Origin of the sequence: Pantoea eucrina, from assembly GCF_002095385.1 — a bacterium.
Classification (GTDB): domain Bacteria; phylum Pseudomonadota; class Gammaproteobacteria; order Enterobacterales; family Enterobacteriaceae; genus Pantoea; species Pantoea eucrina.
On record NZ_MIPP01000001.1, the window covers coordinates 88,317 to 104,116 of the forward strand.

The following is a 15,800-nucleotide window of genomic DNA, read 5'->3' on the forward strand; positions in this document are numbered from 1 at the left end:
CGCTAATCACTGAAACGCAAGCCGGACGGCGTAATGTCTTCTGCAGGCGGCGTCAGCGGCAGCAGACGCAACCACCAGATTGTCTGGTTCCGGCTGCCCCGCCACTGCAGCTTTGCATCCTTTTCAGCCTCAACAAACCGGCCATCAACCAGTACATCAATAGCGTCGAGTATTACCCGCTGGGCGGCAGAAAGTTCAGCCAGCTCATAGCCGGTCCAGAGCCAGATATCTTTACCGGGGCAGTCGCGGCGTACGCGGCGCACCAGCCGGCGAATATGCGGCACATTGTGCGGATGCAGCGGATCGCCCCCGCTGAGCGACAGGCCCTGACGCGGCACGCGGGTATCGTTGAGATCGGCAATCAGCTGCTCTTCCATCTGCAGCGTAAAGGGTGTGCCCGCATCGAGACGCCAGGTGCGCGGGTTATAGCAGCCCCGGCACCGATGCTCGCAGCCCGCGACAAACAGCGTGCAGCGCGTGCCCGGCCCGTTCACCACGTCAATGTCATAATAGCCATGAATACGCATCATTTCGGCAGCCCGCTACTCATGTGCTTCACGCGTCGCTGCACCTCCTGCTGTTTACCGGCATTGAAGGGGCGGGCGTCCGGGCTGCCAAGATAGCCGCAGACGCGGCGCGTGACGGAGACCCGGGCGGGGTCGCGATTGCCGCAGGCGGGACAGGTAAAGCCTTTGCTGGTGCAGCTGAACTCGCCGCTGAAGCCGCAGGCGTAGCACTCATCGATCGGCGTATTGGTGCCGTAGTAGGGCACGCGGTGATAGCTGTAGTCCCAGACATCTTCCAGCGCTTTCAGGTTGTGCTGCAGGCTGGGATATTCGCCGTAACAGATAAAGCCGCCGCTGCTGATGGCCGGATAGGGCGCTTCAAAATCAATTTTGTCGTACGGATTCACCTTCTTCTCTACATCGAGGTGGAAGCTGTTGGTGTAGTAGCCTTTATCGGTCACGCCCGGAACCACACCAAATTCCGCTGCATCGAGGCGACAGAAGCGATCGCACAGGTTTTCGCTCGGCGTACTGTAGAGGCTAAAGCCGTAGCCGCTCTCCGCTTTCCACGCGCTGGCCGCTGCGCGCAGGCGGGAAACAATCGCCACGCCTTTTGCCTGCATCGCGGGCGAATCGTAAGGGTGCTGCGCATTACTGCTCAGCGCATTCAGCGTCTCATGCAGACCAATAAAGCCAAGCGAAACCGACGCGCGTCCGTTGCGGAACAGAACGCCAATCTCTTCATCCGCCTGCAGCCGTATGCCGCACGCTCCCTCCATGTAAAGAATCGGCGCCACGCGCGCTTTGGTGCGTTCAAGACGCGCGATACGCGTCATCAGGGCCTGCTTTGTCAGCGCCAGCCGCTTATCGAGCAGTTGCCAGAAGCGATCGTCATCTCCCTGCGCCTCCAGCGCAATGCGCGGCAGATTGATCGTCACCACGCCGAGGTTGCAGCGCCCGTCATGAACCGGCTCTCCCTGCACGTCATAGCGGTCGAGAAAGCTGCGGCAGCCCATCGGCGTTTTAAATGAGCCGGTCACCGCCACAACCTGGTCATAATTGAGGATGTCGGGATACATGCGTTTAGCGGCGCAGCGCAGCGCCAGCTGTTTGATATCGTAATTAATGTCGCCCGGTCGACGGTTAATTCCTTCGCGGATGGCAAAAACCAGCTTGGGAAATACCGCCGTTTTATGGTTTTTACCCAGCCCGGCGATGCGGTTGTGCAGAATCGCCCGCTGGATCATGCGTGCTGCTTCGCAGGTGCCAAGCCCGAAGCCAAAGGTCACAAACGGGGTCTGGCCGTTGGCGGTGTGCAGCGTATTGACTTCATATTCCAGCGACTGAAACGCGTCAAAGCACTCTTTTTCAGTGCGTTCCCGGGCATACTCCTCCGCACGGGCGATCTGCCACGCCGCTGCGACCTGCCGATGCTTCGCCATGCTTAATTCCACAAACGGTGCCAGCACTTCATCAATCCGGTTAAGCGTGGTGCCGCCATAAATATGGCTGGCGACCTGCGCGATGATCTGCGCGGTGACGGCGGTAGCGGTGGCGATCGATTTCGGCGGCTCGATCTCCGCATTGCCCATTTTGAAGCCCCGGGTCAGCATGCCGCGCAGGTCGACCAGCATACAGTTAAACATCGGGAAAAAGGGGGCGTAATCGAGGTCGTGATAGTGGATCTCGCCGCGATCGTGCGCCTCTGCCACCGCGCGCGGCAGCAGATGCCGCTGCGCATAATGTTTTGCCACGATGCCCGCCAGCAGGTCGCGCTGGGTCGGGATGACATTACTGTCTTTGTTCGCATTCTCATGCAGCAGCGCGGTGTCAGTCTGCTCCACCAGCCCCCTTATGGCGTGATGCAGCCGGCTGCGCTGCTCGCGCGCCCGGTCCCGGTCGTGGCGATACTCAATCCACGCGCGCGCCACCGCCGGTTTACCGGCATGCATCAGCGCCTCTTCAGCCGCCAGCTGGATCTCATGGATATCGACTTCCGCGCGCGCGGCCAGCTGCTGACCAATCTGCTCAGCCAGCGCCCGGCACCAGGCGGAATCGCACTGCGCCACCGCCTCTGCCGCCGCCGCAATAGCCTGTTCAATACGCTGTATATCAAAGGGGACTCTGCAGCCGTCGCGTTTTATAACCGTCGTCGCCATTTACCACTCCTGAGCTATATATAGATATTTCAGGTAGTGTAATGACTATATGTTGTGTTCTGGCGGGATTAGTTGCGTATGGCTTGATATGCCGCAAGGAAGTGGTGAGTGCCCCCTCCCGGCCGGGAGAGGGGCAGGGGATCAGCGACGTACGGCGATCGCTTCAATCTCAATTTTGACATCTTTAGGCAGGCGGGCGACCTCGACACAGGAGCGTGCCGGGAAGCTGGCCTGATGCTCAGTAAAAAACGCCTCGTAAGTGGCGTTAACCGTGGCAAAGTCGTTGAGGTCTTTGACAAAGACCGTGGTTTTGACAATGTCGCCAACCTGCAGACCGGCTGCTTCAACAATCGCTTTGACATTCTCCAGCGACTGGCGCGCCTGGGCTGCCACATCATCGGCGACCGCGCCGGTTGCCGGATCGACCGGGATCTGTCCGGAGGTGATAATCATGCTGCCGAGATCCACGCCCTGCACATAGGGACCGATAGCGGCGGGAGCCTGTTCCGTACTGATTTCGCGAGACATCGTTTCTCCTCAGAAGTGCGCGGCCAGCGGGGCGCTCGCCGCGTAAGCAAGGGTTCCCATTATAGGGAGCGGTCAGATGATTACCAGTGACCCAGCACCACATGGCGGGCAAACGACTTCTCGCAATATTTACACTGCAGGTGGATATCATCTTCACGCTGCTTTACCGCAAAGCTGGAGAAAACCGGCTCGCTGCGGCTGATACAGTTGCTGTTCGGGCAGGTCAGCACCTGCTCAATGCGCGCCGGCAGCGTTGGGGTAATTTTGGCCACCACCTCATACTCTTCGATACGGTTTACCGTAGCGTGCGGCGCATAAAACGCCAGCTGATTGATCTGATCTTCAGTAAGAAAAGTGTTCTCGATTTTGATCAGATCTTTACGTCCCATCTCGCCGGAAGGAAGGTTAAGGCCGATGGTAATGCGCTGATCGGTTTCCGTCAGGCGGAACAGCGACAGCAACGTAAATCCCGTCTGGGCCGGAATATGATCGATTACCGTGCCGCGTTTAATCGCTTCTACCTGCAGTTTATTATCCTGGGTCATGATCGTCGGCTCCTTAGTCTGTCAGTTCGCTATTCAGTACCAGCGCCAGAAGCGCCTGGCGGGCAAAAATGCCGTTCCCCGCCTGCTGGAAATACCAGGCGTGGGGCGTGCTGTCGACGTCGGTGGCGATCTCATCCACGCGCGGCAGCGGATGCAGCACCTTCATATTGCCGCGCGCGCCGTGCAGATCGGCGGCGCGCAGAATGAACTGTGCCTTAACATTGGCGTACTCTGACGGATCGAGACGCTCTTTCTGCACCCGCGTCATATAAAGAATGTCGAGTTCAGGCAGCACCTCTTCAATGCTGTCATGCCGCGTCCAGACGATGTTCTGTTCATCCAGCATATCGGTGATATAGGCAGGCATGGCGAGTGCTGACGGGGCGATAAAGTAGAAACGGTTGCCGGTGAATTTCGCCAGCGCCTGCGTAAGCGAGTGCACGGTACGGCCATATTTCAGATCGCCGACCATCGCGACGCTGAGGTTATCAAGCCGCCCCTGCGTTTCACGGATGGTAAAGAGATCGAGCAGGGTTTGCGTCGGATGCTGATTCGCACCATCGCCGGCGTTGAGGATCGGTACGCCGCCGGAAAATTCCGTGGCCAGACGCGCCGCACCCTCCTGCGGATGGCGCATTACGATAGCGTCAACGTAGGTGCCGATGACGGAAATGGTGTCGGCCAGCGTTTCGCCTTTTTTGCCCAGCGAGGTGTTACCGCCGTCGGCGAACCCGACCACCGATGCCCCCAGGCGATGCATCGCCGTCTCAAACGAGAGGCGGGTCCGGGTGGAGGCTTCGAAAAAACAGCTGGCAATCACATTATGCTTCAGCAGCTCAGGCTGCGGCTGCGCCTTAAGCCGGGCAGCGGTATGCAGCACCAGCTCCAGTTCATCGCGATTGAGATCGTTGATGGAAATGATGTGTTTGCGATATAGCGGGTTAGCCATAGCTTTCTCCTCAGTGCTGCCGGATAGCGGACAAAAAAAAGCCCCTTTACAGGGGCTTTATAACGATCGGTGAATAGCGGAAAGAAACAGCGGTGCCGCCTGCGTTCAGGCGGACGGGAGCGGCAAAATGTGGCTGGCGCTGTGGCATATTTCCTCCGGCAAATTGTGGCGCATTATACGCATTCGCGGGCGGGCAGCAAGCGCTAAGTAAACGTTTGCCTGGCGTTAATCAGCGCTGGGCCAGCGTGGCTACCATCACCGCTTTGATGGTATGCATGCGGTTTTCCGCCTGATCGAATACCACGCTGTGCGCCGACTCAAATACCTCGTCGCTGACTTCCATTCCGGCTTCCAGCCCGTACTGCGCCGCCAGCTGCTGGCCCAGCGTGGTTTTGTCATCGTGAAAAGCGGGCAGGCAGTGCAGAAACTTCACCTGCGGATTACCGGTCAGCGCCAGCATCGCGCTGTTAACCTGATAGGGGCGCAGCAGAGCGATACGCTCTTCCCACACCGATTTCGCCTCGCCCATAGAGACCCAGACGTCAGTATAGATAAAGTCTGCCCCCTGCACGCCTTCGGCGATATTCTCCGTCAGCGTAATTTTGCCGCCGGTTTGCGCCGCCGCTGCGCGGCAGGTCTCCACCAGTTTGCTCTCCGGCCAGCACGCTTCAGGCGCTACCAGACGCAAATCCAGCCCCGTCAGGGCGGCGGCTTCCAGCATGCTGTTGCCCATGTTATTGCGCGCGTCGCCCACATACACCAGCGTCATGTCGCTCAGCGCTTTACCTGGCAGCTGCTCCTGCATCGTGAGCAGATCGGCCAGCAGCTGCGTAGGGTGAAACTCATCGGTCAGACCGTTCCACACTGGTACACCGGCGTGTTCAGCCAGGGTTTCCACCAGCGCCTGACCATAGCCGCGATACTGAATACCGTCATAGAAGCGTCCCAGCACCCGGGCGGTGTCTTTCATCGACTCTTTATGCCCAATCTGACTGCCGCCCGGCCCGAGATAGGTCACGTTTGCACCCTGATCGTAAGCGGCAACTTCGAAAGAGCATCGGGTACGGGTCGAGTCTTTTTCGAAGATGAGCGCAATATTTTTGCCGGTAAGGTAGCGCGTTTCACTGCCGCTTTTTTTGGCCTGCTTTAATTCAGCGGCCAGCGACAGCAGGCTGGCGATCTCTGCCGGAGTAAAATCCAGCAACCGCAGGAAATGTTTCGAATATAACTGGCTCATGCTTTGCTCCGTAAGCTGCTTAATAATGAATTAAAATTCAATTTAATGGTATGAATATTCATTTTCAACCCCGGCGCAAATAAACTTTCTGTTTTGTGTAGTGGCGCGCGAGGCAGTATGGGAAAATAATTGCATTCACTGCCACCATTTTGAGGACTCACACATGGCATACGAAGCATTGCTGGAAGAACAGCGCGAAGAGACGCGTCTGATCATCGAAGAGCTGCTGGATGACGGAAGCGATCCGGACGCGCTCTACACCATTGAACATCATCTCTCCTGCAACAACTTCGACTCGCTGGAAAAAGCGGCAGTTGATGCGTTTAAGCTGGGCTATGAAGTCACCGAGCCGGAAGAGCTGGAGCTGGAAGATGGCACCACGGTAATGTGTGTGGATATCCTCAGCGAATCTGCCCTGAAACCTGAACTGATCGATGCGCAGGTTGAGCAGCTGGTGAACCTGGTGGGCAAATACAACGTCGATTATGACGGCTGGGGTACCTACTTCGAAGATCCCAACGCGGAAGATGACGAAGACGAAGATGAAGAGATGGACGACGACGGCGAGGATAACGGCGTCCGTCACTGATTGTACCGGGCGGCGCCTGTCGCCCGTTTCACTTACCTGCCTGTAAAGACCACCGATGAATTACGCCCCGCTATTAGCACCCATCCACCAGTTCCTGCACTGTCGCACGCCTGAGGCGTGGATCGCAGAGGCGCGCAAACCGGAAAATCTTACGCTGCTGCTGACCGATCACATGGTATGTGAGCTGAAAGCGGCACAGACCGCCGTATGGCTGATCCGTAAATATGTGGCAGATAAACCGAGCGGTGAGGCGATTCTGGCGTGGCTCGAACCTTATGAGGCGTTTGTCTTTGGCGAAGCGCACAGCAGCGACTTCATCAATGCGCATAAAAATCTGACCAAAAGCGTTATCGTGCGCAACGAACTGCCGTGGGCGGATGAGATGGTGGAGAAGATGGTGCTGCTGATCAAAGAGGAGCTGCACCACTTTTATCAGGTATGGGAGATCATGCAGGCGCGCGGTCTGATTTACCGCAAAATCACCGCCAGCCGCTATGCAAAAGGGCTGCTGCGGGAGGTCACCACCCATGAGCCCGATACGCTGGTGGATAAGCTGATTTGCGGCGCCTATATTGAAGCGCGCTCCTGCGAACGGTTTGCCAGCCTGGCACCGCATCTGGATGCGCAGCTGGAGAAGTTCTATATCTCGCTGCTGCGTTCAGAAGCGCGTCACTATCAGGACTACCTTGCGCTGGCAGCGCAGATCTCACCGCGCGATATTACACCGCGCGTGCAGGCGATCGGCGCAGCGGAAGCGCGCCTGATCGGCGAGCCGGATACGGAGCTGCGCTTTCACAGCGGCGTGCCCGCGTTCTGAGTGCGGTCTTCTACGCCAGCGTTTTAAGCATCCGCACTTCGCAATCGACGTGACCGGTACAGCCCATGGCGCGGTCAATGTGCGTAAATCCCAGCGCTTCATAAAGCGCAATCGCCCGCGTCAGGCTGGCGGTGGTCTCCAGATAGCAGCGGCGGAACCCCTGCGCCTGGGCAAACGCCAGCGCGCGCAGCGCCAGTTCACGCGCCAGGCCGAGCCCGCGCACCTGCGGCAGAAAATACATCTTCTGGAGTTCGCAGATATCGGGTGCGCTGCACGCCAGCGGCGCAATGCCGCCGCCGCCCACGACGCTGCCTTCCAGCTCCACAATCCAGTAGGCGCTCCCTGGCGTGCTGTAGAGTTCAAACAGGCTATCAAGCTGGGGATCGGCGACGGTATAGCCTTTATCCGCGGTCAGGCCAAACTCGGCTGACACCGTGCGGATCACCTGTGCAATCGGCTGGTTGTCCGCGGCGCAGATCGGGCGGACCTGCAGATTCAGTGAGGTGAGGGTGCTCATGGCAGAATTCCGGTAATAAAAAAGCCAGGCAGAGCCCGGCTTCAGTTAACGAACAGGTCTTAAGCGCTTACAATGCCGCAATCACGCCCTGCTGTTCAATCAGTTTTGCTTTTGACTGCTCCATCTCCGCCACGCGCTCGCGCTCTTTCGCGACCACCGCTTCCGGGGCGCGCGACACAAAGCCTTCGTTCGCCAGCTTGGTCTGGATCTTCTCAATCTCAACATCCAGCTTCAGCAGCTCTTTTGCCAGACGCTCCAGCTCCGCCTCTTTGTTGACCAGATCGGCCATCGGGATCAGCAGCTCTGCGCCCTCGACGATCTTGGTCACAGAGACCGGGCCTTTGTCGCCCGCCGGCAGAATCGTCAGGCTCGCGAGACGCGCCAGACGGGAGAGGAAGTTGCGGTTCTCTTCCACGCGACGCTGTGCGTCAGCGGAACAGTCGCGCAGCAGCACATCCAGCGGCTTGCTCGGCGCGATGTTCATCTCAGCACGGATATTACGTACCGCGACAATCGCCTGTTTCATCCACTCAATGTCTGCCTGCGCTGCGGCATCCTCATTCGCCGCGTCATACTGCGGGAACGGCTGCAGCATAATGGTGTCATGATCGATGTTTTTCAGCACTTTTACGCGCTGCCAGATAGTTTCCGTAATAAACGGAATAATCGGGTGTGCCAGACGCAGCAGGGCTTCCAGCACCGTTACCAGCGTGTTGCGCGTGCCGCGCAGCTCCGCTTCGCTGCCGCTGTTCATCACCGGCTTGGTCAGCTCCAGATACCAGTCGCAGAACTGATTCCAGGTGAAGTCATAGAGAATATTGGCCGCGATATCGAAGCGATAGCTGTCCAGCGCCTCACGGTACGCTTTCACCGTGCGGTTAAACTCGCTCAGGATCCAGCGATCCGCCAGCGACAGCTTCAGTTCGCCACCCTGCTGACCGCAATCCTGATCTTCGGTATTCATCAGCACAAAGCGGCTGGCGTTCCACAGCTTATTACAGAAGTTGCGATAGCCTTCAAGACGCTTCATATCCCAGTTGATATCGCGTCCGGTTGAGGCCAGCGCGGCCAGCGTAAAGCGCAGGGCGTCAGTGCCTGATGGCACGATGCCGTCCGGGAACTGCTTCTCGGTGCGCTTGCGGATTTTTTCCGCCAGCTGCGGCTGCATCATGTTGCCGGTACGTTTCTCCAGCAGCGCTTCCAGCGAAATCCCATCAACCATATCGAGCGGATCGATGACGTTGCCTTTCGACTTCGACATCTTCTGTCCCTCTTCATCGCGGATCAGACCGGTCATATAGACGGTCTTAAACGGCACCTGCGGCTTGCCGTTTTCATCTTTGATAAAGTGCATGGTCAGCATGATCATGCGCGCGATCCAGAAGAAGATAATGTCGAAGCCGCTCACCAGCACGCTGGTGGGGTGGAAGGTGCGCAGCGCTTCGGTGTTCTCTGGCCAGCCAAGAGTAGAGAAGGTCCACAGGCCGGAGGAGAACCAGGTATCCAGCACGTCATCATCCTGACGCAGCGCCACGTCTGCAGCCAGATTATTTTCCTGACGCACTTCTTCTTCGGTGCGGCCGACATAGACGTTGCCGTCGTTGTCATACCACGCCGGAATGCGATGCCCCCACCAGAGCTGGCGTGAAATACACCAGTCCTGAATATCGCGCATCCAGGAGAAGTACATATTTTCATACTGCTTCGGTACAAACTGAATGTCGCCGTTCTCTACCGCTTCTACCGCAACTTTCGCCAGCGGGGCGGTACGCACGTACCACTGATCGGTCAGCATCGGCTCAATCACCACGCCGCCGCGATCGCCGTACGGCACCGTCAGGTCGTGTGGCTTGATCTCATCCAGCAGGCCCGCTTCATCCACGGCAGCGACAATCGCTTTACGCGCGGCAAAGCGCTCCATACCCTGAAACGCCGCCGGGATTTCATCGGAGCAGGCGGTGCTCGCTTCACCGTTGGTGTCAAACACCTCGGCACGGCTGCGGATATCGCCGTCAAAGGTCAGAATGTTGATCATCGGCAGCTTGTGACGACGACCCACTTCATAGTCGTTGAAATCGTGCGCCGGGGTGATCTTCACGCAGCCGGTGCCTTTTTCCATATCGGCGTGCTCATCACCCACGATCGGAATGCGACGATCTACCAGCGGCAGGATCAGCTCTTTGCCGATCAGATCTTTATAGCGTGGATCTTCCGGATTGACGGCAACGCCGGTATCGCCCAGCAGGGTTTCCGGGCGGGTGGTAGCGACAACCAGATAATCTTTGCCGTCTGCCGTGGTCGCGCCATCCGCCAGCGGATAGCGGATATGCCACATCGAGCCTTTGCTTTCGCGGTTTTCTACTTCCAGATCGGAGATAGCGGTGCGCAGTTTAGGGTCCCAGTTTACCAGGCGTTTGCCACGGTAGATCAGGTTCTCTTTATAAAGGCGCACAAAAACTTCTTTCACCGCATTTGAGAGGCCGTCATCCATGGTGAAGCGCTCGCGCTCCCAGTCCACGGAGTTGCCGAGGCGGCGCATCTGGCGGGTAATAGTGCCGCCTGATTCCGCTTTCCACTCCCAGATTTTATCGATAAAGGCGTCACGACCATAATCCTGGCGCGTTTTCCCCTCTTCGGCGGCGATCTTACGCTCTACAACCATCTGCGTCGCAATACCGGCATGGTCAGTGCCCGCCTGCCACAGGGTATTTTTACCCTGCATGCGCTGGTAGCGGATCATGGTATCCATAATGGTCTGCTGGAAGGCGTGACCCATATGCAAGCTGCCGGTGACGTTCGGCGGCGGGATCATGATGCAAAAGCTTTCCTGGCTGGTGTCGCCATTCGGTTTAAAGTAGCCCTGCTGTTCCCAGTGCTCGTAGAGCGGCTGCTCGATATCTTGCGGGTTATATGTCTTGTCCATTTCTGCTATGTCGTTTGCGGCGGGGGTGGTGGCGCCGTTTTCAGTTGGAAACCAACGCTACGATAGGCTTTATAGCGATCGCGCGCCGGTTGTTTCAGGGATTCTTCATACGGTACGAAGTCTATCACTTCATGGAAAGCGGTGGCAAAATCTGCGAATGCCGGCAGCAGGCTGATCAGCAAATCGCGCGGCGCACTGCTGCGGCGCTGCGGCCAGGCAAGCTCTACCGGCGCACCGTAGCGCGGGCCTTCACCCGCCAGATTATGCGGCACAAAGGCGTTAGCCGGGCGCTGCCAGAGCGCCTCGTCCAGCCGGTTCGCCTGCGCTTCGCTTTCACAGGCGATCAGGATACGTTTGCCTTCACGCCAGCGGGTAGCAGCCAGATCGCACACCAGCGCTTCAATAGCGCTAAGGCCATCACTGGCGCTTTCTGACTCTAAAACATAGAAGGTGGCGTTTTTCATGGCGGGCTAAATTCCATCAGTAACAACAGAGAGCATTGTGCGTCAGCGCGCGGCGTGCGTCCAACATTAAGGCCGATATCAGCAGCAGGAATGTTGCTGATGGCGTCATCACGTCCCGTACGCGCGTCAACCCGGGCGCCATGAATGGCGCCCCTGCGGGGAAAAATGCCGCCACAGGGGGCGCATTTATGCGCCCCTGGTCAAACACCGCGCCGTCCCGAGGTTTATCGCGAGGATATACCACCGTAGGGGGCGCATTTATGCGCCCCTGGTCAAACACCGCGCCATATTGAACGTTATCACGTCTCGCGCGCGCATCACCCCCGGGCGCCATGAATGGCGTCATCACGTTCCGCACGCGCATCAAACCGGGCGCCATGAATGGCGCCCCTACGGGGGAAATGCCGCCACAGGACGCGCAATACCGATTAATCGTCGCCGTTCAGACCCGCACGGTTCAGCAGGAACTGAGAGAGCATCGGTACCGGACGACCGGTAGCGCCTTTGGCTTTACCGGAGCGCCATGCGGTGCCGGCGATATCGAGGTGCGCCCAGTTATATTTGCGTGCAAAACGCGCCAGGAAGCAGGCGGCCGTAATCGCACCGCCCGGACGTCCGCCGATATTCGCCATATCGGCAAAATTCGACTCCAGCTGCTCCTGATACTCATCGGCCATCGGCAGCCGCCACGCGCGGTCGCCTGACTGTTCAGAAGCGCTGATCAGCTCATGCGCCAGCGGATTGTGATTCGAAAGCAGGCCGCTGACGTGATGACCCAGCGCAATTACGCAGGCACCGGTCAGGGTCGCCACGTCAATCACCACTTCAGGCTCAAAACGTTCAACGTAGGTGAGGGCGTCGCACAGTACCAGACGACCTTCAGCATCGGTATTCAGCACTTCTACCGTCTGGCCTGACATCGTGGTCAGAACATCGCCCGGGCGCATTGCGCGGCCATCCGGCATGTTTTCACAGCCCACCAGCACGCCCACGACGTTCAGCGGCAGATTGAGTTCTGCCACCATGCGCATTACGCCATAGACCGAGGCCGCGCCGCACATATCATATTTCATCTCATCCATGCCTTCAGCAGGCTTGATAGAGATGCCGCCGGCGTCAAAGGTCAGCCCTTTACCCACCAGCACAATAGGACGCGCGTCCGGATCGCTGTTGCCTTTGTACTCAATGACCGACATCAGCGACTCATTGTGCGAACCGGCACCAACTGCAAGATAGGCATTCATGCCCAGCTCTTTCATCTGCTGTTCGCCGATAACACGGGTCGTGACGTTTTTGCTGTAAGCGTCCGCCAGCTGGCGTGCCTGCGAAGCGAGATAGGCCGCATTACAGATATTTGGCGGCATGTTGCTGAGATCTTTTGCCGCTTTCACGCCGGCTGCTACGGCAAGGCCATGCTGAATAGCGCGCTCACCGCTGGTGAGTTCGCGACGCGTCGGGACGTTGAACACCAGCTTGCGCAGCGGACGACGCGGCTCAACTTTATTGCTTTTCAGCTGATCAAAGTTGTAGAGCGCCTCTTTCGAAGTTTCGATAGCCTGGCGCACTTTCCAGTAGGTGTTGCGGCCTTTAACATGCAGTTCGGTCAGGAAGCAGACCGCTTCCATGGAGCCGGTGTCATTCAGCGTGTTAATGGTCTTCTGGATCACCTGCTTATACTGACGCTCGTCCAGCTCGCGCTCTTTGCCGCAGCCAATCAGCAGAATACGTTCAGAGAGAATATTCGGCACATGGTGCAGCAGCAGCGTCTGGCCGACTTTGCCCTCCAGTTCGCCGCGGCGCAGCAGCGCACTGATATAGCCGTCGCTGATTTTATCCAGCTGTTCGGCAATGGGCGATAAACGGCGCGGCTCAAAAACGCCTACAACAATGCAGGCGCTCCGCTGTTTTTCCGGGCTGCCGCTTTTTACACTGAACTCCATGCACTCTCCTGAATCTTAAAGACAACGGCCGTAGCTGTCGTTAGAATGTAGCGCGTTCGTCACCCATTATTTGGCGCGACGCCATGACAATTTAACGCCGCTGGTCATAATGAGTGGGGTGACAATATGATGTTTTTTCACCACCCTGACGCATTAACAGACCATTTTAGCGACCAATACGGCCATTGATGAAGAAAAATGGCTGATAAGCGTTGAAACTAGCGATTTTCCTGCAAAAAGACAAGTTTTCACAGGCGTACTAAGCGTGATCATTATTAGATATCTGGTTCGGGAAACGCTCAAAAGCCAGCTGGCTATCCTGTTTATCCTGCTGCTAATCTTCTTTTGTCAGAAGTTAGTCAGGATCTTAGGGGCGGCGGTGGATGGCGAAATCCCCACAAATCTGGTTCTGACCTTGTTAGGACTCGGTGTGCCTGAAATGGCGCAACTTATTTTACCCTTAAGTCTGTTTCTGGCGATTTTAATGACGCTGGGCCGGCTATACACCGAAAGTGAAATTACGGTGATGCACGCCTGCGGCCTGGGTAAAGGGTTACTGGTTAAAGCGGCGATGATCCTGATGCTGATGACCTCGCTGGTGGCGGCGGTCAACGTGATCTGGCTCGGCCCCTGGTCATCGCGTTACCAGGATGAGGTTACGCAGAATGCCAAAGCGAACCCGGGCGCTGCTGCGCTGGCCGCAGGCCAGTTCCAGACCTCCAGCGACGGCAATACCGTGCTGTTTGTCGAGGATGTGAAAGGCAACACCTTCGGCAACGTGTTCCTCGCGCAGCTGCGGCCTAAAGGCAACGCGCGTCCGTCGGTGGTGCTGGCGGACAGCGGCCATATGGAGCAGCGCAAGGATGGCTCGCAGGTGGTGACGCTGGATAGAGGCACCCGCTTTGAAGGTACCGCGCTGCTGCGTGATTTCCGCATCACTGACTTTGTGAACTATCAGGCGGTAGTCGGCTATAAAGAAGCGACGCTCGATCCTAACGATGCCGATCAGGCCGATCTGCTTACGCTGATCAACACCAAAACGCCGCAGTTCCAGGCTGAGCTGCACTGGCGTCTGACGCTGGTTTTCTCGGTGCTGATTATGGCGCTGATGGTGGTGCCGCTTAGCGTGGTCAATCCACGTCAGGGCCGCGTATTGTCGATGCTGCCTGCGATGCTGCTCTATCTGATCTTCTTCCTGCTGCAGAGTTCGCTGCGTTCCAATGCGGCCAAAGGGCGCTTCGATCCGGCTATCTGGATGTGGACCGTTAACGTCGCGTATCTGGCACTGGCGGTGGCGCTTAACGCCTGGGATACCGTGCCGATGCGTCGTCTGCGGGCGCGTTTCAGCCGCGGAGGGTCGGTGTGATGTTTAAGGTTCTTGACCGCTATATCGGTAAAACCATTTTTAACACCATCATGATGACGCTGTTCATGCTGGTGTCGCTGTCGGGCATTATCAAGTTTGTCGATCAGCTGCGCAAAACCGGGCAGGGCGCGTATTCCGCGCTGGATGCGGGCTACTACACCCTGCTGAGCGTGCCGAAAGATATCGAGATCTTCTTCCCGATGGCGGCGCTGCTTGGCGCGCTGCTTGGCCTCGGCACGCTGGCTCAGCGCAGCGAGCTGGTGGTGATGCAGGCGTCCGGCTTTACCCGTCTGCAGGTGGCGCTGTCCGTCATGAAAACCGCGATCCCGCTGGTGCTGCTGACCATGGCCGTCGGCGAGTTTGTGGCGCCGCAGGGCGAGCAGATGGCGCGTAATTTCCGCGCGCAGCAGCTTTACGGCGGGTCGCTGGTCTCCACGCAGAACGGCCTCTGGGCGAAGGATGGCAACGACTTTATCTATATCGAACGCATTAAGGGCGATAACGAGATTGATGGGGTCAGCATCTACCGCTTTAACGACGCCCGCCGTCTGCAGAGCGTGCGCTATGCGGCCACCGCGACCTGGGATCAGGCGCGTAAGCGGTGGGAGCTGGCGCAGGTGGATGAGTCAGACCTCACCGATCCAAAACAGATCACCGGTTCGCAGAGCCTGAACGGCGAGTGGAAAACCAACCTGACGCCAGACAAGCTGGGCGTAGTGGCGCTGGATCCGGACGCGCTCTCTATCAGCGGACTGTATAACTACAGTAAATATCTGAAGCAGAGCGGGCAGGAGTCGGGCCGTTATCAGCTCAATATGTGGGGTAAAATCTTCCAGCCGCTTTCGGTAGCGGTCATGATGCTGATGGCGCTCTCCTTTATCTTCGGACCGCTGCGCAGCGTATCGATGGGCGTGCGCGTGGTGACGGGTATCAGCTTCGGCTTCCTGTTCTACGTGCTGGATCAGATTTTTGGTCCGCTGAGCCTGGTCTATGGCCTGCCGCCAATATTAGGGGCAATCCTGCCCAGCGGCGCTTTCTTCGCTATCAGTCTCTATCTGTTGCTGAAACGACGTTAAGCGGGAGAGATCCAGGGGCGCATGAATGCGCCAGGGCCTCATTAATGAGGCCCCTGCACGATAACGTAGGGGCGCCATTTATGGCGCCCTGATTTTTTGGTGTTCGGCCTGGACCAGGGGCGCATGAATGCGCCCCCTACAGGATAACGTAGGGGCGCCATTTATGGCGCCCTCGGTTAATGAT

At 57.7% G+C, this 15,800-nt stretch carries 14 protein-coding genes; 4 read left to right on the forward strand and 10 right to left on the reverse strand.

Annotated elements, in window-relative coordinates; all coding sequences use genetic code 11:
* Positions 1-2: 2 nt before the first annotated feature.
* The 6 genes from nrdG to argF form a co-directional block, all read right to left on the reverse strand.
* Positions 3-530: an anaerobic ribonucleoside-triphosphate reductase-activating protein gene (gene nrdG / locus HA43_RS00445; protein WP_094110680.1), complete on the reverse strand. Its 528-nt coding sequence runs from the start codon at positions 528-530 to the stop codon at positions 3-5.
* A complete protein-coding gene (gene nrdD, locus HA43_RS00450) occupies positions 527-2,665 on the reverse strand; it encodes an anaerobic ribonucleoside-triphosphate reductase (protein ID WP_094110681.1) in 2,139 nt (712 codons plus the stop codon). The genes nrdG and nrdD overlap by 4 nt, the downstream gene beginning before the upstream one ends.
* 141 nt (positions 2,666-2,806) lie before the next feature.
* A complete protein-coding gene (ridA, locus tag HA43_RS00455) occupies positions 2,807-3,193 on the reverse strand; it encodes a 2-iminobutanoate/2-iminopropanoate deaminase (protein ID WP_039382308.1) in 387 nt (128 codons plus the stop codon).
* An 80-nt stretch (positions 3,194-3,273) separates the two neighbouring features.
* Positions 3,274-3,738 carry an aspartate carbamoyltransferase regulatory subunit gene (pyrI, locus tag HA43_RS00460; protein WP_094110682.1) on the reverse strand — a complete coding sequence of 155 codons (465 nt, stop codon included), beginning with the start codon at positions 3,736-3,738 and terminating at the stop codon, positions 3,274-3,276.
* Between the two features lie 13 nt (positions 3,739-3,751).
* On the reverse strand, positions 3,752-4,687 hold the full coding sequence (gene pyrB, locus HA43_RS00465) for an aspartate carbamoyltransferase (RefSeq protein ID WP_039382311.1): 936 nt from the start codon (positions 4,685-4,687) through the stop codon (positions 3,752-3,754).
* A gap of 229 nt (positions 4,688-4,916) precedes the next feature.
* Positions 4,917-5,924 carry an ornithine carbamoyltransferase gene (gene argF / locus HA43_RS00470; RefSeq protein ID WP_094110683.1) on the reverse strand — a complete coding sequence of 336 codons (1,008 nt, stop codon included), beginning with the start codon at positions 5,922-5,924 and terminating at the stop codon, positions 4,917-4,919.
* A gap of 163 nt (positions 5,925-6,087) precedes the next feature.
* Between argF and rraB the strand changes: the two genes are divergently transcribed.
* Complete coding sequence (gene rraB, locus HA43_RS00475) at positions 6,088-6,513, forward strand: ribonuclease E inhibitor RraB (RefSeq protein ID WP_039382316.1); 426 nt, start codon at positions 6,088-6,090, stop codon at positions 6,511-6,513.
* Positions 6,514-6,568: 55 nt separating this feature from the next.
* Positions 6,569-7,330 carry a tRNA isopentenyl-2-thiomethyl-A-37 hydroxylase MiaE gene (gene miaE / locus HA43_RS00480; RefSeq protein WP_039382319.1) on the forward strand — a complete coding sequence of 254 codons (762 nt, stop codon included), beginning with the start codon at positions 6,569-6,571 and terminating at the stop codon, positions 7,328-7,330.
* 10 nt (positions 7,331-7,340) lie between these two features.
* On the opposite strand, the gene HA43_RS00485 is transcribed toward miaE, so the two are convergent.
* From HA43_RS00485 to pepA, 4 genes are all read right to left on the reverse strand, one after another.
* Complete coding sequence (locus HA43_RS00485) at positions 7,341-7,847, reverse strand: GNAT family N-acetyltransferase (RefSeq protein ID WP_039382322.1); 507 nt, start codon at positions 7,845-7,847, stop codon at positions 7,341-7,343.
* 67 nt (positions 7,848-7,914) lie between these two features.
* A complete protein-coding gene (locus HA43_RS00490; RefSeq protein ID WP_039382324.1) occupies positions 7,915-10,770 on the reverse strand; it encodes a valine--tRNA ligase in 2,856 nt (951 codons plus the stop codon).
* Positions 10,771-10,775: 5 nt separating this feature from the next.
* The gene (locus HA43_RS00495; RefSeq protein WP_039382327.1) at positions 10,776-11,234 is read right to left on the reverse strand and encodes a DNA polymerase III subunit chi; all 459 of its coding nucleotides are present in this window, start codon (positions 11,232-11,234) and stop codon (positions 10,776-10,778) included.
* Between the two features lie 428 nt (positions 11,235-11,662).
* Positions 11,663-13,174 (reverse strand): leucyl aminopeptidase, encoded by a 1,512-nt coding sequence (pepA, locus tag HA43_RS00505; RefSeq protein WP_039382329.1) that lies wholly within the window; start codon positions 13,172-13,174, stop codon positions 11,663-11,665.
* 265 nt (positions 13,175-13,439) lie between these two features.
* Between pepA and lptF the strand changes: the two genes are divergently transcribed.
* Both lptF and lptG read left to right on the forward strand, forming a co-directional pair.
* A complete protein-coding gene (gene lptF / locus HA43_RS00510; protein ID WP_039382331.1) occupies positions 13,440-14,540 on the forward strand; it encodes an LPS export ABC transporter permease LptF in 1,101 nt (366 codons plus the stop codon).
* Complete coding sequence (gene lptG, locus HA43_RS00515; RefSeq protein ID WP_039382335.1) at positions 14,540-15,616, forward strand: LPS export ABC transporter permease LptG; 1,077 nt, start codon at positions 14,540-14,542, stop codon at positions 15,614-15,616. The genes lptF and lptG overlap by 1 nt, the downstream gene beginning before the upstream one ends.
* The last annotated feature ends 184 nt before the right edge of the window (positions 15,617-15,800 follow it).